A 24,489-nucleotide genomic window follows, 5' to 3' on the forward strand; every position below is an offset into this window, starting at 1 on the left:
TTCGGATTGAACTACCCCTCCTTAACACCCTTCCGGGTTGTTTGAAGAAGGGGATTCCTAAGAACACCAGTGTATCCACCAGTTATTGATTAGGCGATCCCCGCAGTCCCTGCGGTTAGAAGTCTTAGGGATTCGTTTTTAAGATTGATTCCTGCGTTAATATCCCGATTATGATGGGTATGACATTTAGGGCATTCCCATTCACGTAATCCGAGATTTTTAACGTCTTTGTTTTTGTAGCCACAACCAGAACAAAGCTGGCTACTAGCAAAGTTTTTTGAAACGGTTACTACTTGTCTGCCATACCATTTCGCTTTGTATTCGATCATACTTTTAATTGTGACCAAGATACTTCGCTGATTGCTTTAGCAAGATGGTGGTTCTTTAACATGTTCGATACGGACAAGTCTTCCATCCCAATAATGTCGTGGTTTTTGACAATCTTGGAAGAAATCTTGTCCAGATAATCTTTTCTTGCATTCACAATTTTTTCATGAATACATGCGACTTTTCTTTTGGCTTTATACCAGTTCGCACCACCTATCGTTCGTCTGCTCATAACTTTTTGCGCATGAACTAATTTTTCTTCTAATGAACGAAAAAACTTCGGATTAGGGTAAATCGTTCCATCCGAAAGAATAGCGAAATCTTTCAGTCCTACATCAATACCAATTGCTAAATTAGTTTTAGGCAATACTTTTACTTCCGATTCAGTAGCTAAAGAAACATAATATTTACCAGAGGGGTTTCTTCTGATCGTGGCACTTATAATACGACCTTCGACTTCACGACTTTTTGCAAAATTTACGTACCCTAGTTTGGGGAGCTTGATGTGGTTGTCTATGACAGCTATATTTCCGTTTGTATATTTTGTTGTATAAGATTGCACTGGATTCTTTTTTGACTTGAAGCGAGGTTGTTTATTTTGCTTTTTGTAGTAGCGATCATAGGAATCAGCTAAATTTTCTACTGATTTTTGCAAAGCAATACTATCGACTTCTTTCAAAAATGAGTACTGTTTCTTCAGTTCAGGTAGCGATTTAACAGTTTCAAATTTGTTTAAGAATTTGCCTTTCCAGTTATTCACTGTGAGCTGACCGTTTTGTCTCATTTCTTCGACGATATACCAGTAAGCATCTTTTTCTTTTTGTTTACCTAGAAAGAAATTGAAAACAAATCTTGAACATCCAATGGTTTTGTTAATCTGTTCAATTTGTTTTTATTTGGGTAGATGCGGAACTTGTAAGCCTTGTATACTAGCATATATTTCACCTCGCCTCACAAGAACGTTTGTTCTTATTTTAACACAAGGAAGAAAGTTTTGGCTATCGCCAACCGACATTCATCCCCTCCCTACTCATTGGGCTTCGCCCTTCACATTCCTTGAGGAAGGGGTATTCTGTCGGAAGGATGATAAAAGGCCGCAGACACGCCATATTTTTCGGGTTGTCGATTAAATGGTTCAAAACAAGCAAATGCTTGTTTCGCTGTTTCAACATTTAGGGAATGTATTTTTTCGAGGTACTTGATGATTTCATCCATTGATTCCCATAAACTATAAACATCTATCCCATAAAAACCAACTTGCTTGTTTTGAGACTGAAGTTGATTATACTCCTTTAACCACTCAATAAAATCAATCATTTCTTCATTGGCCCACATCCAAGTTGGCCAACGGTTAAAGGATTTTAGTACTTCGCGGGCATTTGAATGTACCTTATCAAATCCTTTTATATAGTGATTTACAATTTGACAGGCTGGCCAATCACCTTCGACTGCTAAAAACGTACATTCTTTTTCGGTGATCAGCCTTTTTGAAAGTTCTGTACGAATTTTATATAATTCAGATGTCCCATGTGAGGACTCACCAAGTAAAACAGATTTTTTATTATTAATTTCCTGAAGCAAGGGATCCAAATCATTTGTTTCATTGAAAGCGATCGCATATTCTTTAATCCCTTTGATTACTTTATCATTCATTTTATATCTCCTATTGTTTATATTCTGCGTTATATGAGTTTTGACCTGAATGAACAGATAAAAGCGTATCCGCATAACCAACAAGACGATTGACAATTTCATCTGAAACCGCATATACAAGTCGATATAACTTGCCTTCATGCAATGCTGGATCATCAAAAATGATCGTAGTATTAATAAAGAAATTTTTTGTATCGTAAAGGTTGTAATGGACAATTGTTTTTCCAGCTGCACCACCTGTTACCGGATCTTTGAAACTCGGCAAAAATACATACCATTCTTCAGCAGTAGGTGACCGGAAATTTTTAGTAAATTTAATCCCATTGATTTCATGTTCAATTTGTTTTTTAAGACCCTCACTGATTACATCAAATAAGTTGTTTTCCTTCACTGTGTCTACTCCCAAAAATTTACTCAGCAGGGTTGCACTGGACTGCAATTTGGTATGCATCAAGAACCATTTCTCTTTTTTGTTGATCTTTTATCTTTGTTAGGACTTGTCCATCCTCGTCATCTTCTACTGCCATAACAAATAGATCATTTTTATTATTAACTGATCTTAAAAATGCATAGTTCTTATTTTCCATATTAAATAAAGCTTCAACGGCAAATTGTTTTTCGATGCCATCTTCATCCTCAACAGTAATATAATCTCGCTGATCGAAACTATTCATCACAAGCCACCTCATTAGCTTTTTTGTTATTGTCCCCTTAACAAGCAAGTTTAATTGATGAAAACATTTGTGATAAATGAATAAACCGGGAATATTGATAGGATGAACTATATAGGGTGTTTATTAGGATAGAAAAAGTGCTAGGATCAATTGCATATATTTCCTTGATTATTCCGATTTTTTCAAATTTGAATATATTGAGGCACATAAAATAAGCAGCCGAAACGGCTGCTTATTGGGGTAGGTATAATGGATTAGGCTATAGGTAGAGATTATTTATCCCATCATGAAGCTCGGAAAGGGATTTGAAACGCTGATTTTCTATTTCTACCTCTAATCAAGGAAAAAGTATAAGCTTCACATAACCACGTAAATACCTCTTTATTCAAATCTGCTTCGTTTTGAATGATTACGTGATGTGTCCAGCGACCTGGATAGGGCTCAACTGAATCAACAATGCGTTTATTTTCAATAAAGCGCCCAACACCGAAAGTAAGGACAATGCTGTTCTCTGGCCGCTTTTTTGACGATGGCTGAGGCAACCATACCCACGCGAATTTTGTTTTGGTTCCAAATGATATTTGTGATTTCCTAATCTCGATGGAAGCAGGTCCAATTGAATTAATCATTTTTTCCACAGCCAAGAACAATGAAATTTGCTCTTCATGATTGGAAAAGAAGGAGTACAATTTTACCCTTAAATCACCATTTGTCATTTAAATCACCCATCCTCGTTAAAATTAAATAGCAGTGGTTTAATGATGTTTAATTTCTGCGTACTTCTAAAAATCTGCGTTTTTTATTACTTGTTGTCAACCATTCTCTCTTTAATCTCTCTTTCAATTTTATCATTTATTTGGTTTCTTTTAATAACAGGCAATTTGACAAAAAATCTACAATAAAAATGTCATGTGAAATGGTGAGCATAGCCCTTCAAAAAGAGACCGCAAAACGGACTATAATTTAAGAAGGGAAGGCTCTTTGTTTTGCTTCAGTTAAATGTTTCTCCATGTTATGGATCGCTAGAAGTGTATCCTGTTGTTCGATACCCTGATAAATTAAATAATGATCATTCCAATTATGATCCAATAAATCAATAGAGTATCGATGCATTAAACTTTTTATCGCAGGACTATAACTTTGGAAAAGAAAGAGTAAGAGAGAATTATGAGATGCTTTTGCTATCGCACAATGAAAGAGAAAATCTGTTTCTTCACGTTTTTCCTTATCTTCAGTGTTCATTTCTTCAAGTACTTGCTTCATTTCTTGAAGATCTTCTAATGTACGATTTTGCGCGGCTAATTGTACTGCTCCTATTTCAATAATGTTTCGAAAGTCCATTAATTCTTTGAGATCATCCATTTGTACTAAGGCAATATTCATCATTGGTGCAATTTCTTTTAAGTCGACTTTTCTAACAAATATTCCTTCACCTTGCCGAACCTCGATTAATCCTTTGGTTTTTAGAATATGGGTAGCTTCTCTAATTGTTCCAACACTGACATTTAGTCTTTCTGCCCACTCTTTAATAGTTGGAAGCCTATCTCCGGGCAGGTATTCATTTTGATTTATTAGAGACTCAATATAATCGGAAACAGTATCACTTGCTTTTTTAATTTTTATTTCCACTAGCAACAACCTCTTTCAGTTTGTGTAAATTCATGTATGTATGTATATCTTATAGTAGTGGAAAAAGTTCAAAATCTCCACCTTGGTGCACAAAAATAAAGCAGTTTTTTATTTCCTTTTCTTAATTACGACAAAGATAGCATGTTTGTTGGATTTCATTTCATTATATTTTAATCTATAATTCATTAATTAAGACAGATTTCCCAAAGGAATTTTCTTTTCAAAATGCTCTGTTAAAGTAGAATGTTGATTTCCGCTCCAGGATGCTCGCTTTCCGCGGGGCGGGCGGTGAGCCTCCTCGGCGCTAAAGCACCTGTGGGGTCTCACCTGTCCCGCTGCTCCCGCAGGAGTCTCGCACCTTCCGCTCCAATCAACATTGTGCATAAAATCAACATTGAGCTTTAACACAGCCTTTCAAAAAGATATGGTGCCAGTACCATAAAAATTATTGTATTGAAATTTATTGAGATGATTAGGTTACAATGATAAGTATCAATAATTTTTATCTAAAAAGGAGTGACACTAATGTCTGTTGATGTTTATCTGAATTTTAATGGGAATTGTCGTGAAGCAGCTGAATATTACGCAGAGGTTTTTGGAACAGAAAAACCGCAAATTATGACTTTTGGAGAAGCACCGCCTAATCCAGAATATCCACTTCCGGAGGAAGCAAAAAATTTAGTTATGCACACACGTCTTACTATTAGCGGAAGCAATGTTATGTTTTCAGATGTTTTTCCAGGTATGCCTTTTGTTGCTGGGAATAACATAAGTCTTACAGTAGTTAGTAAAAATATGGATGAGATTAAATCTTCATTTAATAAAATGAAAGTTGATAGCAATGTTGGCATGGAATTGCAAGAAACATTTTGGAGCAAATGTTACGGCCAATTAACAGATAAGTTTGGAATCAACTGGCAATTCAGCTATGATAATGGGGAAGTGGCAATGTAATTCTCAGAACCCTAACAGTGATAAGGATATAGAACTTGGATCTCAAGTTCTATATCCTTTTTGTGTTGCTAAAACAAATTATTATCCAAACAAGGTTCCCTCTGTTTAAGAATATAACAGGTTCCGTCCTCTGCAAAATATAAAAATTCCCCATGGCTAACATTAAAATAGACGTGTTTTTTGTCATAAATTAGTTTTGTAACTTTTGAAAATTTTTCCAATAATTCGAGTGAAGGATTAATCATGATTTCTTCGCTGTTATTTGATATAACAAATCCCTTTGGATTACCTTTCCTTTCTGGTTTTAATTCAGTATCCCATTTTCCATTAAGAAGAACAGTCTTAGCGGTAATATACGTTTTTCTGTTTTGAACAGCCCAGGTCTCCCGGCAATTACATCGATGTATTTTGGACTTCATCAAATAATACCTACTTTCATTAATAAAAATGAAAATCCCAAAATAAGTATGATAGTCATTGTATTCATAACATCAGACACTTATTAATTGATTTGTATTCAGGTGACAGAAAAGAAATTATATCACCTAAAAACAAGAAAATTGGAGAAGAGAGAGCTTATTTAGATTTTTTTGAAAATTTAATTGAAAATAATTCTCATTTGCTGTTATTATATAAATGATAATAGTTATCACTAATAATTTTCAGGGGGATTAATAAAAATGGAATGGTATAAAGTATCGGGAATTATTTTATTATCTAGTAGTTTGCTATTGGGCTGTGCCAATACTGACAAAAGCTCATCAAATGAAAAAGTGAAAGTAGTAAAAAGCCACTCAACCGAATCTTTTAAAGGTGTAACGGATGAGTATAAAGTGTACGCGATTGGAGAAATCGAAGAATTTGTTAAGGCAACAGACGAATTCACAACAGCCGTTATTAATGGGGAAAATGAAAAAGCAAAATCTCTTTATGCACTCGCCAGGATGCATTATGAGAGGGCAGAACCGATAGCAGAAGTGTTTGGAGATCTTGATCCAAAAATTGATGCTCGTGAAGGGGATGTTCCTGAGCAAGAATGGGGGGGATACCACAGGATAGAAAAAGGACTATGGATTGATAACACAACAATAGGGTATGAACAGTATGCGACTCAATTAATGAAAGATGTAAATCTGTTACGAGCGAAGGTTGATACGGTTGAAGTAACTCCAGAGCTATTAATCTCAGGAGCAGTTGACTTATTAAATGAAGTTTCGACATCAAAAGTAACGGGTGAAGAGGATCGGTATTCTCATACGGATCTATACGATTTTGTTGCAAATGTTCAAGGTGCTGAAAAAATTTATCAACTATTAAAACCTGCTTTAACCAAAAAAGATGCGGAGCTTTCTAAGGAGATTCAGACACGATTTGACAATGTTTATCTCCTATTAAATCTACATAAAAATGGGGACGGATATAAACTTTATACAGAATTAACAGGGTCTCAAGTAAAAGAATTAAGCCAGGCAATTGATGCTCTTGCAGAACCATTATCTCAAATAGGAATTTTAACGGAGGAGTTATAATTGAATCCAAAAACCCCAGATCAACCTGTTGTTATTGAGAAAAAGTTTTCACGGAGAGATATGCTAAAAACTGCTGGAGTCGGTGGTGTGGGGGCTCTTCTTGGGGCATCTGGTCTTGAAGGATTGCTTGCCATTTCAGAAAATAATACGAAAAACCATGAGATTCAACAAATAGTTACTTTTTATGGAAAAAATCAATCTGGAATTACGACCAAGACACAAAATCATGTGTACTTTATTGCATTAGATGTAACCACTTCTAAAAAAGAGGATTTAGTTAACCTTTTTAAGGATTGGACGACGGCGGCTAAAAGAATGTCAAATGGAAAAGCTGTTGATCCACTTTCAAGCAATGAGTTTCTCCCACCAAAGGATACAGGGGAGGCTGCTGGTTTATCACCATCAAATCTTACAATTACATTTGGAGTAGGACCAAATCTATTTTCAAATGGAAATCAAGATCGCTTTGGACTGAAGCATAAACAACCGAAAGAGTTAGTAGATCTCCCAAAATTTCCACTTGATGCATTAGAAGATGAATGGTCGGGGGGAGACCTTTGTATTCAAGCTTGTGCAGATGATTTACAAGTAGTCTTTCATGCCGTTAGAAACTTGCTCAGGATTGCAAGAGGGACGGCGAAGCTGAGGTGGGCTCAAACAGGGTTCCAACGCAGCAAACAGGCTGATTTTAAAAATACAACGCCAAGGAATTTATTTGGTTTTAAAGACGGAACGGTAAATCCCGTTGTGACCAATAAGAAGGAAATGAATCAACATGTGTGGGTTCAGCCAGGTGATGGTCCGGATTGGCTGGTTAATGGAACATATTTAGTGGTTCGTAGAATTCAAATGTTTATTGAAGTATGGGATCGATCTACATTAAAAGAACAAGAAAATACATTCGGTCGCTATCGAAGTAATGGGGCTCCGCTTGGACAAAAAAATGAATTTGAACAACTAGATTTAGATAAAAAGAACGAGTTGGGTCAGTATCACATTCCAGAAAATTCACACACACGTCTATCGCATGGAGACGGTTCACAAAAAATCCTTCGAAGGGCCTATTCATACTCTGATGGAATGGATAAGAAAACTGGAAGCTTTGACGCTGGCTTGTTATTTCTCAGTTTCCAGCGTTCACCTAGTAAGCAATTTATTCCAATCCAACATCGTTTAGCCAAAATGGATAAATTAAATGAATATACAACACATCGGGGGAGCGCTATCTTCGCATGTTTACCAGGTACGGAACAGGGTGGATATATAGGAGAAACACTATTTAAATAGTGTTTCTCCATTTTATAAAGGGGAGAAATCAATGTTGTACTTTACTAATAAATGGAAGCTACTTATGGTATTTACAGGCTTTATTATCTTTTTTGTATCTGCGAATCCCGTGGTAGGTGAAGAAAACCATGATGAGCTTTTTGTATTAATTGGAGATAGCTTAATGAAAGCAAAAGATGGTGATTCAGTCCATGTTTCAAAAAATATCGATTTGTTTACAAAAGAATGGCAATCTATTAAGAATAGAGATAGTAAACTCGCAAAAAAGGTCGACCAGAAATTAAAAGCAGTTCAAGACCTATTAACTGAACAAAAGGTCGATAATCAAGCATTATCTGAGGCACTTTCTTCATTATCAAGTGCAGTTGTTCAATATGAAAAGGAACAAAATCCTTCGGATAAGGGAAAAGGCAAAGAAAAAGTAACACAGCTGGTTCCACTAATATATCACATGAAAGAAGCGATAAACGAAAAGGATCAAACCGTTGTAATGGCTCAATATCAAGATATATTGACTCAATGGAACATGTCTGAAAAAGCTGTTCATGATGAAAGCATTGTAACATACGGAAATATTGAAAAGGATATGGCTTTGATTCGGATTGCTATTACACAAGATCCTCCTAACCCCCAAAAAGCTCTAAGCAGTTTAGATGATTTAAGTCGCGAGTTGGAAAATTTTATGAGTGGAAAGGTCTCTAAAGAAGTAGTGGGCGACTACTCTTTAGCAGACATGGCGACAATTTTAAGTAAAGCGGAAAAAGCGATTTCGAAGGATCAATACAAAAAAGCTAGTACCCATTTAGAACTAGCTCTGACCATTTGGCCAACCGTGGAAGGAGATGTTAAGACAAGAGACAGTAAACTGTATAGTGATTTTGAAACGGAGATCCCAACTGCAATTAGTATCTTAAACTCTAAAGTTGTAAATGCTGAAAAAGCCCAGGGTATTGTACAGAAAATGAATTTTAGGTTTGCACCATTAATGAGCAAAACAGATTATACATTATGGGATGCATCACTCATCCTTCTAAGGGAAGGATTAGAAGGACTATTAGTTGTTGCGACATTAATTGCCTTTTTAAAGAAAATGGGCCAGTCTAATAAACAAAAGTGGATTTGGATAGGTGTCGTCGCGGGTATTTTAGCAAGTGGTTTGCTTGCTATTGTCATTAACTTCTTGTTTTCACAAATAACTGCTGCATCAAGTCGTGAATATATTGAGGGATTTACAGGTGTTATCGCTGTAATGATGATGTTAACAGTAGGGGCGTGGCTTCATAATAAATCCAATATTGGAAATTGGAATAAATATATCGACAAACAAATGAAAATGGCACTTGCAAAGGGCAGTCTTTTCTCTTTTTCAATGGTTAGTTTTTTGTCAGTGTTTCGTGAAGGTGCAGAAACAATCATCTTTTATACAGGAATAACTCCATATATTAGTTTGCAGGACCTCGTTTTGGGAGTGGTACTGGCAATATTTATTCTCATTTTAGTAGGCTTCGCCATTATTTATTTCAGTGCAAAAATACCCATTGGTTTATTTTTTAAAGTAGCGACGATTTTGGTTTACTGTTTGGCATTTAAAATACTCGGGATTAGCATCCATGCTCTGCAAATATCGAAGGTCCTACCAACGACTACAATGGATGTTTTCCCGTTTCTTGATTTCCTTGGAATATACCCGACATGGGAAACGAGCATTGTTCAATTGATATTAGTTGGTATTATTATTGCTATGACTTATCTAATAAGGAAAAAAGATCGGAAAATGATGGCTACGTGAAGTTAGAACTTCGAAAATAGACATGGGTTCTTTCCATATATTGCTGGCCTTCATATATAATAAACAGAGAGGAAAATGGGGATATTAATCTTTTTTGAAGAGGTGGAAATCAGATGGATTTTAACATTATTGAAAGAGAATCTTTTCAAGTTGTGGGGATAAAACGAGAATTTTTATGCGGGGCAGGTGATGCAGGAATTCCAGGTGTTCCAGAATATTGGCTTGAATCCAGTAAAAATGGAACATTTGATCAATTGTTTCCTTTACATAATGGTGAAATCCCAGGTTTATTGGGTGTTACGGACAATTTTAATCCTGTTAAAAATGTAGTCGACTATTGGATTGCAGTAGAACACAATGGGGATGTGCCATCTGGGTTGGCAAGCATTGTATTCCCAGCATCCAAATGGGTCGTATTTGAAGTTCGTGGCCCCATACCATCTGCTATGATAAATGCATGGCAACAAATATATTCAGGCTGGTTCAAGGTAAATGGATTTGAACCTGCTGCAAAAATAGCACCAATTGAAGCATATTTCGATCCTGATCTCGATAGTCCTAATTCACTCAATCAAATTTGGGTCGCAATTAAATAATTGAAAACATATTTCAGAAATTCCGTTGTGCTCCTTTTATCCATAGGAAAAATAACCTCTAGATCTTAATGATCTTGAGGTTATTTTTTTTTGGACTCTTTCTTATGTCATAAGTTATTTTTTCATTTAGGGAGTGAATGGAAAATAAGACAATCGTACAAGCAAAGTTTTGTAACCGTCATATATTGAAAATGTAACCATTAGGGGGGATAAAGTGAGTTGAAATACTGTTAATTGTGGTGATTCTTCAAATAATCATCGTTTTGACTCAAATTGACTGGCGTTTTGATTGATCTTGTTTTTATCACAGGAATTTATGTCATAGAAGGGCATAATCAAAGGTTATTGGAAGTTGCTCTCCTTAGGTAGTGACCATAATGCCCATTTGTAATAAGAACATGCGCTATTCAATTATCAAAAACATAGGCTAGAAGGTAAACAGAAAGAGTTTTTATGAAAAAATTAATTAATAAGGAGATTGGTTATGCAAATAGTTACTGATAAGGATATTCAAAATGCAGTAGATGAAATACAAAAGGCTGGAATGGGAGAGTTTTTAATCCAGGAGCCAAAATCAATGAGTGCTGGACCTCTAAGTTCTAGACGTTCAAGCCGCCGTTCAAGCCGCCGTTCAAGCCGCCGCTCAAGCCGCCGTTCAAGCCATCGTTCAAGCCGCCGTTCAAGCCATCGTTCAAGCCGCCGTTCAAGCCGCCGTTCAGGCCGTCGTTCAGGCCGTCGTTCAAGCCGCCGTTCAAGCCGCCGTTCAGGCCGTCGTTCAGGCCGTCGTTCAAGCCGCCGTTCAAGCCGCCGTTCAGGCCGTCGTTCGAGCCGCCGTTCAGGCCGTCGTTCGAGCCGTCGTTCAAGCCGCCGTTCAAGCCGCCGTTCGAGCCGTCGTTCAAGTCGTCGTTCGAGCCGTCGCTCAGGTCGTCGTTCAAGCCGCTGTTCGAGCCGTCGTTCAAACCGCCGTTCGAGCCGTCGTTCAAGCCGCCGTTCGAGCCGTCGTTCAAGTCGTCGTTCAAGCCGTCGTTCAGGCCGTCGTTCGAGCCGTCGTTCAGGCCGTCGTTCAAGCCGCCGTTCAGGCCGTCGTTCGAGCCGTCGTTCAAGCCGCAGATAAGGCAGTATTTGTTCTCTATTTATGCAAAATAAATAAAAATGAAAATAAGAAGGTATACTGTATCACATTTGGGTACAGCATACCTTTTTGTTTTTTATACCATTCCTTTTGGGATGAAGTCGGGCCTCAAATGGGTGAAAAATCCACAACTCAACTAGTATAAACTGGTAGAATATATTTGAACTCCCCTGCTTCAGGTGAGGAATTAGGGATTATTTACATATATTGAGGTTTTCATAAAATTTCATTTTTATAATAATGAGGAGTGAGTAACACGGATTATGTATTTAGAAATCGAACTGAAAAACGTCAGTAAAACATTCATTAATGACAATGAAACGTTCTCTGTTTTAAAAGGAATAAGTGCCGATGTAAAAAAAGGGGAGATTGTCACGATTGTTGGTCCATCTGGATCAGGGAAAAGCACCATTTTATCTTTGTGTAATTTATTGCAAACTGCCGATGAAGGAGATATATGTATTCAGGGTAAGGAAGTTCGCAGGTGGAATATTCAAGATCTAAGGTGTCAAGTTGGGATAGCCTTTCAGGATGCCCCAATGTTAAAAGGGACCGCGTTAGATAATTTGAGCCTACCAGCCCAATTGCAAGGAAGAGTTTTAGAGAATCCTAACCAATACATGGAGTATGTGGGTCTCTCGGTGGACCTTTTAACTCGTGAAGCTAAAGACCTTTCTGGGGGACAGAGGCAAAGATTATCACTTGCCAGAACCCTTGTTAATGAGCCATCTATTTTGCTTTTAGATGAAATCACCTCTTCACTTGATTCCTCAGCATCATATGAGGTGGAAGAACTCATCATGCGAATCAACAGGGAACGCCATACGACCATCCTCTGGGTGACCCATGATTTATTACAAGCAGAACGAGTTGGGGATCAAACATGGCTCGTTGTCGATGGGAAAATAATAGAAGCCGCCGCAACGAAGCAATTTTTCACTAACCCCAAAAATGAACAAACGAAACAATTTTTAGAAATGAAGAGGGAATATAAATGAGTTTATTTGCCATTTTATTAAGTTTTGGTTTTGTTGTGATTTCCCTATTTCTAACACTAAGCTTCAAACTAGGACTCGGCCGTGATTTAATCATAACGAGTATCCGAGCTACTTTACAATTATTCATCGTCGGATATATTTTAAAAATGGTTTTTGGTTTCGACCATCCACTCGTTGTGATATTAATGCTGTTGGTTATGATTGTTGTTGCAGCCAAAAGTGCAGCAAAACGCGGAAAAGGCTTGCCACATATTTTTTGGATTATTTTCTTCACCATTTCAATTGTTGAGATTATTACCCAAGGATTTTTATTAGGATTGCGAATTGTACCTGCAACTCCACCTTACATCATCTCCATTAGCGGTATGATAATCGGAAACTCAATGGTGATCGCTAACCTCTTCTTAAATCGAATAAAAGGGGAGTTAGAGATGAGAAAAGAGGAAGTACTACTCGTATTATCATTGGGTGGGAGTATCAAACAATCCATTTATCCCATCTTAAAGCAATCCATTCGATCAAGCCTAATCCCGACAATTGAAGGCCAAAAAACTATCGGTCTGGTCCAACTTCCCGGCATGATGACCGGGCAAATCATCGCTGGAGCAGATCCTGTACAGGCAGTTCGATTTCAACTCCTGATTGTATTTATGATTCTGTCAGCTGCTTCGCTAACAGCTATTATCCTGGGCTTCCTTATTTATCCTGGATTATTTAATAAGCATCACCAACTAGATATTCAGTCATGGAAATAAGCTAAGAGGATAAACCTTTTCTTTTGGAGGAGCATCTTATATTATTTAAAAATAACAAATTAGCTTACCGACCCTTGATTACATAAATGAATTACTATGACTCTTACACATAGAAGGAAGATGTTTTTTTGAAAACAGGAAAATGGACAGCATTATTTTGGATTGCTGTTTCTGAATTATTTGCTTTAAGTTTGTGGTTTAGCGCTTCCGTTATTTTACCTGAGTTAAAGGGTATATGGAGTCTAACTGCTTTTACCGAAGCGTGGGTATCTGCTGCAGTTCCAATTGGTTTTGTTGTGGGCGCACTAGTTAGTTCCTATTTTGGAATAGCTGACCAACATAATCCACGCAAGATTTTTGCCATTTCTGCTACTATAGGTGCGGTAGTAAATGGAGTCCTCATCATGGCTGACAATGCTATTTTAGGTATTTTTCTGCGGATTCTAACTGGGATAACACTTGCAGGGGTGTATCCAACAGCTGTTAAAATTTTAACACAATGGTTTCCCCAAAAAAGGGGCTTACCTGTTGGTATATTAATAGCAGCACTAACTTTAGGTTCTTCATTGCCTCATTTTGTCATCCTATTTTTTTCTGCTGTTAATTGGAAGATGGTCATTTTGATTACTTCTATTTTGGCCCTTATTTCTGCATGGATTGTGGATCGGATTTTAGAGGATGCTCCTGATGTATCAGTATCGTCCTTTTCTTTTAAACTATTAAAAAAAGTGATGGTCAATAAACCTGTAATGCTAGCCAACTATGGATATTTTGGACATATGTGGGAGCTTTATGCAATGTGGACATGGCTACCGGCTTTTTTAACTGCCAGTCTCAAAATTTCTTTACCAGATGCGGAACAATCGTTGATTGCCCTTATTTCGTTTATTTCAATTGGTATAGCTGGGGGAATTGGTTGCGTATTAGGTGGATTGGTTGCGGACAAATTGGGAAGGTCTAATTTAACGCTAATTTCAATGTTTATCAGTGGTTTATGCGCTGTTTTGATTGGGTTCACATATGGTCATTCATTCTGGTTAACCCTTGTATTCGCTGTGTTCTGGGGGATGTCTGTCATTTCGGACTCGGCCCAATTTTCAGTAGCCGTTTCGGAGTTCTCTGAAAAGGAATACCTTGGAACAGCTCTCACTTTTCAAATGTGTGTCGGTTTTTTGATTACGATCATTTCGATTAACATAATACCAATTGTCCAAAAAAGTATAGGTTGGGAATGGGTATTTACCTTATTGAGTATTGGCCCGATTCTTGGGATTATTGCTATGTTTAAATACAAACATTTTGAAACAAGGCGTGAAATAACAAAAAAATGAGGAATTATCGATGAAAAAAAGAATACATATTTTACTGTTGATACTCGCATTATTTCTCCTATTATTATTTGGAATCTATAAATTAATGAATTCACGAACACACCAAATATTTGGAGGAATTACTAATCACGTTAACACTAATGAAAAGGTTGTTGCATTAACCTTCGATGATGGTCCAACAAAAAACGTAGATAAGATATTGCCTGTGTTAGATAAATATAACGCGAAGGCAACCTTTTTTCTTATAGGTAATGAGTTAAAACAAAATCCCAAGCTAGGTCGAAAAATTGTAGAATCAGGACATCAAATTGGAAATCATACTTATAATCATGAGCGAATGATATTTAAAAGTCCCATATATATTAAGCGGGAAATTGAAAAAACAAATAAAGAAATTCTTAAAACAGGTTATCAGGGAGAAATAGATTTTCGTCCACCTAATGGTAAGAAACTAGTTGCTCTACCTTTATATTTAAAGAGTCATCATTTAGATACGATTACCTGGAATCTTGAGCCAGATACCTTCTATTCTTCTGTATCTAAAAAAGTGAATTATGTAAGAAAAAATGTGAAACCAGGTTCGATTATTTTACTACATCCCATGTACGATCAAACTGGTGATGAGCTAAAAGCCATTGAAGGAATTTTAAAATCCTTAACAGAGGATGGATACACATTTGTTACGGTGAATGAACTTCAGAAATATTCTGAGGACTAAAATAAAAGCTTTAACAAAACACGATGAAAAGTTTTTTCATCGTGTTTTTTCACTGTTTAGCGGTATTTGGGACAGAAAAACCACAAATAATGACCTTTGGAGAAACTCCACCAAACCCAGATATCAACTTCCTGAGGAAGCGAAAGATTAAGTCATGCACACGCGGCTTAATATTAGTGAAAGCAATGTGATGTTTTTTCAGGCTCTCCGTTTGTTGCTGGGAACAATATTAGCCTTGCAGTAGTCAGTAAGAATTTGGATTAAATCAATTTCTTGTATAAACAAATATTTTATTTTATCTGAAAAAATGATGTCAGATTATCTTACAAACTAGTTGTTTAGGATTCTTTTTCATATTACACTATGAATAAATTAGGGTTAATTCAATAAAAATAAAGGCTCCCCAATATGTTTAGGTGGGAGCAACTAGCTGTCTAGGGTTCCGTTATTGACTGGTCCGAAAAAGGAGTGGTATTTTACCCAGTTAATAAGTCTGGTCCGAGAGAGAGCGTATAGAAATGGATCAAGAAACCTTTTCTATATACACGGAAGGATAAAAGCCTGGGAGATACTACTCTCCTAGTCTTTTATCCTTTTTTTGTTAAAGCAACAATTACTAAAAATTATATGATTGAGGTGGATTTGATGAAGAAGAAACATACGTTATTGGCTATTCTTTTAGTCGGAGTATTACTCCTGACAGCATGTGGTAAATCAACTGACAAGGTATCAAATAGTGAGGACAAAAAAACAGAAACAATCAAAATTGGGTTTAGTGCTTTACCTAGTTGGTATTTATGGCATCTTGTTGAGGAAAAGGGATTTTTTAAAAAACATGATGTAGATGTGGAATTAGTTTGGTTTCCAGTTTATGCGGATTCTCTGTCGGCATTAAATGCGGGGCAAATCGATGGAAACAGCCAAGCACTTCTTGATACAATCTCTCCTTTAGATAAAGGAATCAATTTGAAAACTGTTTTTATCACCGATAATTCTGAAGGTGGAGATGGATTAGTTGCCGAGGATCAAATTAAGTCCATAAAGGATTTAAAAGGGAAGAGAATCGGAACGGAAATAGGTACGATTGAACATTTCTTTATGCTAACTGCCCTTGAAGACGCAGGTCTACAGGAATCTGACGTTGAGTTTACAAATATGGCTGTCCCCGATGCTGGAAATGCTTTAATTGCTGGAAAATTAGATGCAGCGGGATTATGGGAACCTTTTTTAAGCAAATCCGTTCAGAAGGGCAATACCCATAAATTGGTCACATCTGCGGAATACCCTGGCTTAATATCTGACGTTTTTGCGGTTAGTGAAGGAGCCTCAAAGGAGAAAAAGGATGAGCTCCAAAAAGTAGTTGCGGCTTGGTTCGATGCCGTTGATTATTTAGCAAATAACCATGATGAAGCGGTCAAAATTATAGCCAAAAAAGCAGGGATTTCAGAGGAAGAATTAGAGGTAGGACTGCAAGGATTTAGGGTGTTTACACCTGATGAAAATCTAGCTGCTTTTAAAACGGGAAATAGCTACGACTCTTTTTACTACACTGCCGAGAAAAATGCGGAATTTTTAAAGAGACTCGAATATATCAAAGACGTTCCTGACTTTAAGGATTTTGTCGACACATCCTATATTGAAAATGAAATTAAACAAAATAAATAGAAAAGGGTGAAATGAATGGTGCAGATAAAAAGAAATAAAACGATGCGAGTATTAATATCTATTCGTGAAGAAATACCTAAAAAATGGTATTTTATTGGTGTAACCATTGCCTTTTTGTTACTCCTGATTACCTGGAATGTCCTTAGTTTTTTAAAGCTAGTAGACGAAGTATTTCTTCCAACTCCAATTGATGTGTTGTTTTCTTTATTCCAATCACTTGCAAGTTTGGATTTTTGGAATCAAATTGGTATCAGTGTCTACCGAGTGTTTATGGGCTTTTTACTGGCATGTGCCATCGGAATTCCACTTGGAATATTGGCTGGGACCTTTAAATTCGCTGAATCATTTATATTACCGATCTCTGAATTTATTAGATACATGCCGGCAGCAGCCTTTATTCCCTTGATTATGGTTTGGGCTGGGATCGGAGAAACGGCCAAGATTTTAGTCATTTTCATTGGTTGCTTTTTCCAACTTGTTCTGATGGTAACCGATGACACTTATCGAATCAGTAAGGACCTCCTATCTGCCTCTTACACTCTTGGAGCTAATCGTCGCCAGGTCATCAATCGCGTGATCATACCGGCCATGCTACCCAAATTGATGACTACAATGCGCATGATTATGGGATGGGCTTGGACATATTTAGTCGTTTCAGAATTAGTTGCTGCTAATAGTGGTCTTGGGTACACAATTATGAAGGCCCAACGCTTTTTAGATACTGAGTCGATATTTGTTGGGATTATTGTGATTGGACTGCTTGGGTTAATTATTGATAGAGGCTTTGCTGTTGCCAACAAAAAAATATTTCCTTGGGTGGAAGGAGGAAACTAAATGTTGAACGTTCTAAAATCTCAATTTGAAATCGAACAATCCCAAATTGAAATAGAGATAAATGGGTTATCGAAGGTGTATAAATCCAAAAATGGGATCTTTCAAGCCTTAGACGACGTATCACTTTATGTGAAAAATGAAGAATTTGTCTCCATTCTTGGACCCTCCGGATGCGGAAAATCTACGATCTTACGGATCTTGGCTGGTTTAGAAGATGCTACATCTGGAAGTGTAAAAGTAGCAGGGGAAGCGGTGCTTGGCCCCAGTGTCAAACGGGGAATGGTCTTCCAATCCTATACCCTATTTCCGTGGCTGACAGTCCGCGAAAACATTGAATTCGGGCTTAAACTTAAGAAATTAAAGGCCAAGGAGTGCAAGGAAATATCCGATAAATATTTAGTATTAGTTGGTCTGGAACGGTTTGCCAATTCATATGGAAAAGAGTTATCAGGTGGTATGAAGCAACGGGTCGCAATCGCTCGGTCACTTGCGAATAGTCCTGAAGTATTGTTAATGGATGAACCGTTTGGAGCCCTCGATGCGCAAACCAAGCAATCGATGCAGCAGCTACTTCTAGATATTTGGAAAAAAGAAAAAACAACGATTGTATTTATCACTCATGATATTGATGAATCAATTTTCCTATCGCAACGGATCTATGTCATGGAGGCAAGGCCTGGAAAAATAAAAGAGGAAATTAATGCGGACCTTCATTTGTTTAAGAATGGAGAACTTGTAGATGTAAACCAATTTATGAAAGTTAAAAAGCATATTATTTCATTATTAAAGCATTGATGGTTAGTAAAACAATATTGTGTGAAGGAGCATCACAAATGGAGTATCAGGCGATTGTTATGGACCTATGGAAGGATGAAAGTATTCCAGCATCTGGTGAAGCATTATTTAAATATCATGAGGAATTCCATAAAAAATCTTTTAAACAAAAATAACTAGAAAGCTGCTGACCAGGAAAACTATATACTTTGAAACGGCATTAGTCCAAAAAACCGGACTGCAGCAGATAGAATTCCACAATCATTGTGGAATTTTTTATTTTTTTTGAAAATTCAATTAAAAAATTCATTTTATCGATACACTGACAAATATCATCTTACTCTCAAAAAAAGCTAACCCTATTCAATCGTACACAAAAATAGGGTGCCCCAGCTTAATAATTGGGTGCACTCTATTTTCATAGATTATCTATCTCTTTTATTTCTTTATAGGTATCGCCAGCCACCTAAACTAGAAATATCTTCAGCCGATTCTGCAGCTGCTGCCTCACAGACAAACCCGGGAACTTTTGTGCCATCCTCCAATTCGATTTTTCCAATTCCTAGAGGGGAAGGAATGAGTGTTGCAAAGGGTCCGAACTCAGAAAGTGGCATTTCCCATAGTTCCAGTTCAATCGAAGAGCCAGTGGCATTCGTCCGTATTAACCCAGGCTTAGCTGGTTGGGAAGGTAATTTCACTAGATTGTATATAGGAGCGGTTTTGGCTTCTCGAATAAACACCGCACCGTACTCGATCATTTGCTTTTCAAGTGGATATCCACGCATATGAAGTCCGCATACTGCGACCAGAGTGGTTGCCATGTTAACAGGAGGAGGGCAACCATGTAAAAATGATTCTGCTAGACCCGAAATTAAATGCTCATTCTCATTTCCTGAGAACAAGCTAATCCCGAATGGGAGATTTTCGGCTGCATCCTCTGCTGGGATAGCTACTGCACTGAGATCAAGAAGGTTACAATGGTTCGTATATAATCCCATATCACTGTTTGTTTGAATCGGGTTTTCCCGGACTTTTGTACGGGTCCATGTACCACCAGATGTTGGCATAACAAGAACCGCATTTTTCAGCTGTTGATGAGCTTTTTGTTTAAAAGCTTGTAACGTATGCATTGCTTTAAAGATTGAAACTGCATCATATTCAGGTTTTGCTCCTGATCGTAATACCGCTTCTGTCACAGGAAAAGCAGTTTGTTCGTTTGCCTCAATGAACGAGCCTAAATCGGCCCAGCGTTCCGCAACCCATGGTCCATCATAGAGGACGGCCGCCGCTTCAGATAAATAGCGTCCATCTATATACTCAATTGGGATATTGAGTTCTTTAATGCGTTCTACTGCTGCTTCCCAGGCAAGTTTATATTGAGAAGAGAATGGACCGAAAAATTCAGGTGGATCTTGTAATAAACAGATTTTTTCCGGAAGAGTATTTGTTCGACGTGGTATCGACCTTGACCATGGATCTGTTTCTTCAAACCCGCGTGCAACTTGGTCCACTAGGAGCGCATCCGTGAGCTCATTTGCAAAAACAGTCACACAATCTAAACTAGCACAGGCAGGAACAACACCTTTAACCGGCCATGCACCGAGACTTGGCTTATAACCGACGAGACGATTTAGCGCAGCTGGAACACGTCCGGAACCTGCTGTATCAGTGCCGAGCGCAAACGCTGTTAATCCTCGTGCAACGGAAACGGCAGAGCCAGAACTTGAGCCACCGCTAATCAAATCGGGATTAAGGGCGTTCTTCGTTTCGCCATACGGGCTTCGCATTCCAACAAGTCCTGTTGCGAACTGATCGAGATTTGTTTTACCAACGGGTATCGCACCTGCCTCAATAAGACGATGAACGACGGTAGCGTGTTCGTCCGGATTGTAGGCAAATTCAGCACATCCCGCTGTGGTTGGTACCCCGGCTAGATCAATATTATCTTTAATGGCAAAGGGGATGCCCCAGAGCGGTTTCTCCTCTGGATCCATCTTTTTCAACTGATTCAAATAAGGTTGAATGTGCTCGATTGAGGGGGGGGTAATCCAAATATTAAAATCTTTGTCCTCTTCAGCACGAGCAACGATTTCTTGTATAAGTGCTTCTGGTGTCAGTACCTTTTCTTTATATTTTACCTGAATCTCATTAATAGATAACTTTAGTGGTAAGTTCGTTGTTTTCATGCGATGCACCTCGCTTTTTCTTTTTTAATCGAAACAATCAACTGCCCGGCATGGACTTCATCACCCGGGGATACATAGACCATCTCAATAAATCCATCGCATGGAGCGGCCTGCGGAAACTCCATTTTCATGCTTTCTTCAATAATTAATGTTTCGCCCTTCTTCACTTCGTCACCAGCTGAAACGAGTACTTTCCAAACACTCCCCGGCATTGTACAACGAACTGCTTCGACCCCTTCTGGTAACACTTCTTCTATTGTTTCTGTCACTTCATGCTCCGAAACATATTCTGCGAGGCCCAGTTCGCGCCAGCTTTCACGTTCAGCATGAAAGGCAGCTTGCTGCGTTTTTCGAAAGTCATCTGCGCTATCCTTAATGGAATCCAAAAAGGCTAAATAGTCACCAAGTTTAAAGGTCGTTTCGGTAATATCAATTTCAAATCGGCCGCGCAGAAAATCTTCTCGCATCTTGAGCAATTCATCCGCAGAGACCGGATAAAATTGTATTTGGTCAAAGAAACGGAGTAGCCAAGGTTTACCATCTTGAAAGCTTTCGGTTTCTCGGAGACGGTTCCAAACTTGAACGGTTCGACCAACAAATTGATAACCTCCAGGACCTTCCATGCCATACACGCACATATAGGCACCCCCAATACCGACAGCATTTTCTGGTGTCCAAGTTCGGGCTGGATTATATTTTGTTGTCACTAAACGGTGGCGCGGATCAATTGGGGTCGCCACAGGTGCACCGAGATATACATCGCCGAGACCAAGGACAAGGTAGTTTGCGTCAAAAACAATTCTTTTTACATCATCAAGATCTTTTAGACCATTAACACGACGGATAAATTCAAGATTGCTTGGGCACCAAGGTGCGTCAGGTCGCACATTTTGTTGATAACGGTCAATGGCAAGTTGAGTTGCCGGGTCATCCCAAGATAGCGGGAGACGAACGATTCTCGATGGAACTTCAATTTCTTCTAGCGCTGGGAGGCTCCGATCGATTGCTTCAATGATCGTGCATAGGGATGAAATCGACATTTTTGCTGAATCTATATGAACTTGTAAGGACCGAATGCCTGGTGTTAAATCAAGAATCGGAATATCAGAATGGTCTTTAATGGCTTCCATTAATGCATGCACTTGAAAACGAAGCAAGAGATCGAGCTCCATTTCACCATATTCAATCAACACATGTTCGTCACCCGCAGCTCGAATCGTTATTGGGAAGCGACTGTCTGAACGTTGAACAAGGATTGGATAGTTGGGTGCTAGTTGTACTGATTCTGCTGGTAAGGAAGGGAGGGCAGGTATTTCTTGACCATTAGTTCCGATTGCCTCCAAAAATTGCTCCTGTACCTGACGCATTTTATTTGCTTCTTCAAGGGTTAGAAGCTGGAAACGAATTCGGTCACCGGCATGGAGCTGGCCGATCTTCCAGAATTCAGCTGAAGCAGTCGTGACCGGGCAAACGAAACCGCCAAGACTCGGGCCATCCGGACCAAGTAAAATCGGCATATCACCAGTTAAATCAAGTGTACCGATTGCATAAGCATTATCATGAATATTGGATGGATGCAATCCAGCTTCACCGCCATCTTCACGAGTCCAAAGTGGGGCAGGACCAATTAAGCGGACACCAGTTCGCGAGCTGTTAAAATGCACTTCCCAGCTTGTTTCGACCAGTTGCATTAAATAGTCTGGCAATAAAAATTCTGCTGTACAATGCGGTCCAAGTATTACACCGATTGTCCATTCCTTCATTAATATAGGACGCTTATTGACCGGGAGTACCAGTGAAGAAAGTTTCTTCGCATCACGTTTTGTTAAAGTTGTTGAATTGCTTGGATTTACTTGTAAAACATCTCCTGTTCGAAGTGCTCGGCCGCCGTGGCCACCAAATCCGCCTAATGTAAAGGTAGAAGCACTGCCGAGATGAAGCGGCATATCCAATCCTCCAGCTACAAGGAAATAAGTGCGCATCCCTTGGGCAGCTTCTCCGAATGTTAACATTTGACCACGTTTTGCGGTGATCACTTTGTACAGTGGTACATCCGTTTTGTCAAGTTGGGCATTCATATCGGCACCCGTCAGGCAAAATACTGTATCTCCACGAAAAAGATATGAGCCACCGCGAAGGGTTAATTCAAGACCAGCAGCGCTAGTCTTATTGCCAAGAAGTTTGTTACCAATGCGGAAGGAGAAGGGATCCATCGGACCACAAGGAGGCACGCCCACATCCCAATGTCCGACGCGTCCTGGATAGTCTTGGACGGTTGTCTGGATGCCGCCATCAAGCACTTCAATCGCCCGTTCATTTGGCGAAAATCCTTTTAGCATCTGCGTGTGCACATTTCCGGACCGACAGTCATCCTCATGCAAAAGAGCTTGTAAATATTGTAGATTCGTTGTAATACCATACAAACGAGTATTTTCGAGTGCTGCTGTTAATTGATCAAGCGCGGCCTCACGGCTGTCTGCATGAACAATAATTTTGGCTAGCATCGGATCATAATGAGAGGTAACTGTAAGTCCATCGCGAACCCAAGTTTCAATTCTTGCTTTTTCGGAAAAATAAACCTGATCCAGCTGTCCACCGCTTGGGCGGAAATCATTAAGGCAGTCTTCCGCATAAATTCGTGCTTGAATGCTGTGACCTTTTGGAGTGGAAAAAAGGCTATCAAGGGAGCGAAGTTTTCCGGCTGCTTCCCGAACCATCCACTCGACTAGATCGATGTTTAATACTTCTTCCGTCACACCATGCTCCACTTGAAGACGAGTGTTAACTTCTAAAAAGTAAAAACGTTCAGCCACCGGATCATATAAAAATTCAACTGTACCAGCACTGCGATACCCAACCTCCAGCGCCAATCGTTTCGCAGCAGTCTGCATCTCTTCACGGACTGAAGGGGATAAGCAAGGAGCCGGACTTTCTTCGACCACTTTTTGATTACGACGTTGAATCGAACAATCGCGCTCACCAAGCGCCGCCACTTCACCATATTCGTTCCCAAAAATCTGAACTTCCACGTGCCGTGCTTTTTTAATGTATTTTTCTAAAAAGACGCCACCGTTGTTAAAGTTGGTTTCTGCAAGCCGGCAGACGGAGTCGAATGCCTCACGAAGAGATAATTCATCCGCACAGACGCGCATACCGATCCCACCACCTCCAGCTGTACTTTTTAGCATGACTGGATACCCAATCCGTTCCGCTTCCGATAAGGCAATGCTTAAATCAGTAATGAGAGGAGAGCCAGGTAACAGCGGGACACCTGCTTTTACGGCAATCTCACGCGCAGAGTGTTTTAATCCGAATAATTCCATCTGTTCCGGTGTTGGACCAATAAAGGTGATGCCGTGGTCACTGCAGGCACGGGCAAAGGCCGCATTTTCGCTTAGAAATCCATAACCAGGATGGATGGCATCTGCTCCGGTATCAAGAGCAGTCCTTAAAATAAGGTCTGCATTTAAATAGCTATCTTTTGCTGCACCTTCACCAATCAAAATCGCTTCGTCGGCAAGGTCAACGTGGAGGCTGTCTTGGTCGGCTTTTGTATAAACAGCGACTGATTTGATGCCGATCCGCTGTAATGTTCTTTCAATTCGCACGGCGATGGCACCGCGGTTGGCGATTAATATTTTTCTAAACATGATGACCA

21 protein-coding genes, 3 pseudogenes and 1 riboswitch are annotated in these 24,489 nt (G+C 38.9%); of the genes and pseudogenes, 14 read left to right on the plus strand and 10 right to left on the minus strand.

Annotated features, from left to right (window positions below; translation table 11 throughout):
* Positions 1-89 precede the first annotated feature (89 nt).
* The 6 genes and pseudogenes from tnpB to B1NLA3E_RS10440 form a co-directional block, all read right to left on the minus strand.
* Positions 90-1,263, minus strand: a pseudogene (tnpB, locus tag B1NLA3E_RS10415) (IS200/IS605 family element RNA-guided endonuclease TnpB).
* A gap of 111 nt (positions 1,264-1,374) precedes the next feature.
* Positions 1,375-1,980, minus strand: coding sequence for an erythromycin esterase family protein (locus B1NLA3E_RS10420; RefSeq protein WP_015593804.1), 606 nt, complete (start codon positions 1,978-1,980; stop codon positions 1,375-1,377).
* A 10-nt stretch (positions 1,981-1,990) separates the two neighbouring features.
* Positions 1,991-2,371, minus strand: coding sequence for a hypothetical protein (locus tag B1NLA3E_RS10425; protein ID WP_015593805.1), 381 nt, complete (start codon positions 2,369-2,371; stop codon positions 1,991-1,993).
* 19 nt (positions 2,372-2,390) lie between these two features.
* Complete coding sequence (locus B1NLA3E_RS10430; RefSeq protein ID WP_041580453.1) at positions 2,391-2,654, minus strand: DUF1292 domain-containing protein; 264 nt, start codon at positions 2,652-2,654, stop codon at positions 2,391-2,393.
* A gap of 284 nt (positions 2,655-2,938) precedes the next feature.
* Positions 2,939-3,370, minus strand: a complete 432-nt coding sequence (locus B1NLA3E_RS10435) for a DUF5655 domain-containing protein (protein ID WP_015593807.1) — start codon at positions 3,368-3,370, stop codon at positions 2,939-2,941.
* A gap of 247 nt (positions 3,371-3,617) precedes the next feature.
* Positions 3,618-4,283, minus strand: a complete 666-nt coding sequence (locus B1NLA3E_RS10440) for a FadR/GntR family transcriptional regulator (protein WP_015593808.1) — start codon at positions 4,281-4,283, stop codon at positions 3,618-3,620.
* A gap of 525 nt (positions 4,284-4,808) precedes the next feature.
* Between B1NLA3E_RS10440 and B1NLA3E_RS10445 the strand changes: the two genes are divergently transcribed.
* Positions 4,809-5,237 carry a VOC family protein gene (locus B1NLA3E_RS10445; protein WP_015593809.1) on the plus strand — a complete coding sequence of 143 codons (429 nt, stop codon included), beginning with the start codon at positions 4,809-4,811 and terminating at the stop codon, positions 5,235-5,237.
* Between the two features lie 68 nt (positions 5,238-5,305).
* Here B1NLA3E_RS10445 and B1NLA3E_RS10450 read toward each other — a convergent pair whose 3' ends face one another.
* A complete protein-coding gene (locus B1NLA3E_RS10450; RefSeq protein ID WP_015593810.1) occupies positions 5,306-5,656 on the minus strand; it encodes a hypothetical protein in 351 nt (116 codons plus the stop codon).
* A 261-nt stretch (positions 5,657-5,917) separates the two neighbouring features.
* Here B1NLA3E_RS10450 and efeO point away from each other — a divergent pair, with 261 nt between their 5' ends.
* The 5 genes and pseudogenes from efeO to B1NLA3E_RS26010 form a co-directional block, all read left to right on the plus strand.
* Positions 5,918-6,766 carry an iron uptake system protein EfeO gene (gene efeO / locus B1NLA3E_RS10455; protein WP_015593811.1) on the plus strand — a complete coding sequence of 283 codons (849 nt, stop codon included), beginning with the start codon at positions 5,918-5,920 and terminating at the stop codon, positions 6,764-6,766.
* The gene (efeB, locus tag B1NLA3E_RS10460; protein WP_015593812.1) at positions 6,767-8,053 is read left to right on the plus strand and encodes an iron uptake transporter deferrochelatase/peroxidase subunit; all 1,287 of its coding nucleotides are present in this window, start codon (positions 6,767-6,769) and stop codon (positions 8,051-8,053) included. It begins immediately after the preceding gene.
* Positions 8,054-8,084: 31 nt separating this feature from the next.
* Positions 8,085-9,842: an FTR1 family iron permease gene (locus B1NLA3E_RS10465; RefSeq protein WP_015593813.1), complete on the plus strand. Its 1,758-nt coding sequence runs from the start codon at positions 8,085-8,087 to the stop codon at positions 9,840-9,842.
* 113 nt (positions 9,843-9,955) lie between these two features.
* Positions 9,956-10,438: a GyrI-like domain-containing protein gene (locus tag B1NLA3E_RS10470; protein ID WP_015593814.1), complete on the plus strand. Its 483-nt coding sequence runs from the start codon at positions 9,956-9,958 to the stop codon at positions 10,436-10,438.
* Positions 10,439-10,922: 484 nt separating this feature from the next.
* A pseudogene (locus B1NLA3E_RS26010) lies at positions 10,923-11,000 on the plus strand (CotG/ExsB N-terminal domain-containing protein); the annotation flags it as partial.
* Positions 11,001-11,037: 37 nt separating this feature from the next.
* Here B1NLA3E_RS26010 and B1NLA3E_RS25280 read toward each other — a convergent pair.
* Positions 11,038-11,541, minus strand: coding sequence for a hypothetical protein (locus tag B1NLA3E_RS25280; RefSeq protein ID WP_015593815.1), 504 nt, complete (start codon positions 11,539-11,541; stop codon positions 11,038-11,040).
* Between the two features lie 292 nt (positions 11,542-11,833).
* Between B1NLA3E_RS25280 and B1NLA3E_RS10480 the strand changes: the two genes are divergently transcribed.
* The 8 genes and pseudogenes from B1NLA3E_RS10480 to B1NLA3E_RS10510 all read left to right on the plus strand — a co-directional run bounded on the left by B1NLA3E_RS10480 (position 11,834) and on the right by B1NLA3E_RS10510 (position 18,666).
* Positions 11,834-12,568 carry an ABC transporter ATP-binding protein gene (locus tag B1NLA3E_RS10480; protein ID WP_015593816.1) on the plus strand — a complete coding sequence of 245 codons (735 nt, stop codon included), beginning with the start codon at positions 11,834-11,836 and terminating at the stop codon, positions 12,566-12,568.
* Complete coding sequence (locus tag B1NLA3E_RS10485; RefSeq protein WP_015593817.1) at positions 12,565-13,323, plus strand: ABC transporter permease; 759 nt, start codon at positions 12,565-12,567, stop codon at positions 13,321-13,323. The genes B1NLA3E_RS10480 and B1NLA3E_RS10485 overlap by 4 nt, the downstream gene beginning before the upstream one ends.
* A 128-nt stretch (positions 13,324-13,451) precedes the next feature.
* Complete coding sequence (locus B1NLA3E_RS10490; RefSeq protein WP_015593818.1) at positions 13,452-14,654, plus strand: MFS transporter; 1,203 nt, start codon at positions 13,452-13,454, stop codon at positions 14,652-14,654.
* A gap of 10 nt (positions 14,655-14,664) precedes the next feature.
* Complete coding sequence (locus tag B1NLA3E_RS10495; protein ID WP_015593819.1) at positions 14,665-15,372, plus strand: polysaccharide deacetylase family protein; 708 nt, start codon at positions 14,665-14,667, stop codon at positions 15,370-15,372.
* A 62-nt stretch (positions 15,373-15,434) separates the two neighbouring features.
* Positions 15,435-15,627: pseudogene (locus B1NLA3E_RS25625) on the plus strand (VOC family protein); the annotation flags it as partial.
* Between the two features lie 168 nt (positions 15,628-15,795).
* Positions 15,796-15,942: riboswitch (guanidine-I (ykkC/yxkD leader) on the plus strand.
* A gap of 75 nt (positions 15,943-16,017) precedes the next feature.
* Entirely contained in the window at positions 16,018-17,037 is a 1,020-nt protein-coding gene (locus B1NLA3E_RS10500) for an ABC transporter substrate-binding protein (protein WP_015593820.1), read from the plus strand.
* A 15-nt stretch (positions 17,038-17,052) separates the two neighbouring features.
* Positions 17,053-17,871, plus strand: coding sequence for an ABC transporter permease (locus B1NLA3E_RS10505; protein WP_015593821.1), 819 nt, complete (start codon positions 17,053-17,055; stop codon positions 17,869-17,871).
* Complete coding sequence (locus tag B1NLA3E_RS10510; protein ID WP_015593822.1) at positions 17,872-18,666, plus strand: ABC transporter ATP-binding protein; 795 nt, start codon at positions 17,872-17,874, stop codon at positions 18,664-18,666.
* Between the two features lie 425 nt (positions 18,667-19,091).
* Here B1NLA3E_RS10510 and atzF read toward each other — a convergent pair whose 3' ends face one another.
* Both atzF and uca read right to left on the minus strand, forming a co-directional pair.
* Entirely contained in the window at positions 19,092-20,831 is a 1,740-nt protein-coding gene (gene atzF / locus B1NLA3E_RS10515) for an allophanate hydrolase (RefSeq protein WP_015593823.1), read from the minus strand.
* The gene (uca, locus tag B1NLA3E_RS10520) at positions 20,828-24,481 is read right to left on the minus strand and encodes an urea carboxylase (protein WP_015593824.1); all 3,654 of its coding nucleotides are present in this window, start codon (positions 24,479-24,481) and stop codon (positions 20,828-20,830) included. Before uca ends, atzF begins: the two co-directional genes overlap by 4 nt.
* Positions 24,482-24,489 lie beyond the last annotated feature (8 nt).

It is taken from the genome of Bacillus sp. 1NLA3E, from assembly GCF_000242895.2.
Lineage (GTDB): Bacteria > Bacillota > Bacilli > Bacillales > Cytobacillaceae > Bacillus_BU.

Coding starts and splice junctions, on each gene's coding strand:
- B1NLA3E_RS10420 (WP_015593804.1), bottom strand. CDS start 1,980: ATGAATGATAAAGTAATCAAAGGGATTAAAGAATATGCGATCGCTTTC.
- B1NLA3E_RS10430 (WP_041580453.1), bottom strand. CDS start 2,654: ATGAATAGTTTCGATCAGCGAGATTATATTACTGTTGAGGATGAAGAT.
- B1NLA3E_RS10435 (WP_015593807.1), bottom strand. CDS start 3,370: ATGACAAATGGTGATTTAAGGGTAAAATTGTACTCCTTCTTTTCCAAT.
- B1NLA3E_RS10445 (WP_015593809.1), top strand. CDS start 4,809: ATGTCTGTTGATGTTTATCTGAATTTTAATGGGAATTGTCGTGAAGCA.
- B1NLA3E_RS10450 (WP_015593810.1), bottom strand. CDS start 5,656: ATGAAGTCCAAAATACATCGATGTAATTGCCGGGAGACCTGGGCTGTT.
- efeO (WP_015593811.1), top strand. CDS start 5,918: ATGGAATGGTATAAAGTATCGGGAATTATTTTATTATCTAGTAGTTTG.
- B1NLA3E_RS10465 (WP_015593813.1), top strand. CDS start 8,085: ATGTTGTACTTTACTAATAAATGGAAGCTACTTATGGTATTTACAGGC.
- B1NLA3E_RS10470 (WP_015593814.1), top strand. CDS start 9,956: ATGGATTTTAACATTATTGAAAGAGAATCTTTTCAAGTTGTGGGGATA.
- B1NLA3E_RS10480 (WP_015593816.1), top strand. CDS start 11,834: ATGTATTTAGAAATCGAACTGAAAAACGTCAGTAAAACATTCATTAAT.
- B1NLA3E_RS10485 (WP_015593817.1), top strand. CDS start 12,565: ATGAGTTTATTTGCCATTTTATTAAGTTTTGGTTTTGTTGTGATTTCC.
- B1NLA3E_RS10495 (WP_015593819.1), top strand. CDS start 14,665: ATGAAAAAAAGAATACATATTTTACTGTTGATACTCGCATTATTTCTC.
- B1NLA3E_RS10500 (WP_015593820.1), top strand. CDS start 16,018: ATGAAGAAGAAACATACGTTATTGGCTATTCTTTTAGTCGGAGTATTA.
- B1NLA3E_RS10505 (WP_015593821.1), top strand. CDS start 17,053: ATGGTGCAGATAAAAAGAAATAAAACGATGCGAGTATTAATATCTATT.
- B1NLA3E_RS10510 (WP_015593822.1), top strand. CDS start 17,872: ATGTTGAACGTTCTAAAATCTCAATTTGAAATCGAACAATCCCAAATT.
- atzF (WP_015593823.1), bottom strand. CDS start 20,831: ATGAAAACAACGAACTTACCACTAAAGTTATCTATTAATGAGATTCAG.
- uca (WP_015593824.1), bottom strand. CDS start 24,481: ATGTTTAGAAAAATATTAATCGCCAACCGCGGTGCCATCGCCGTGCGA.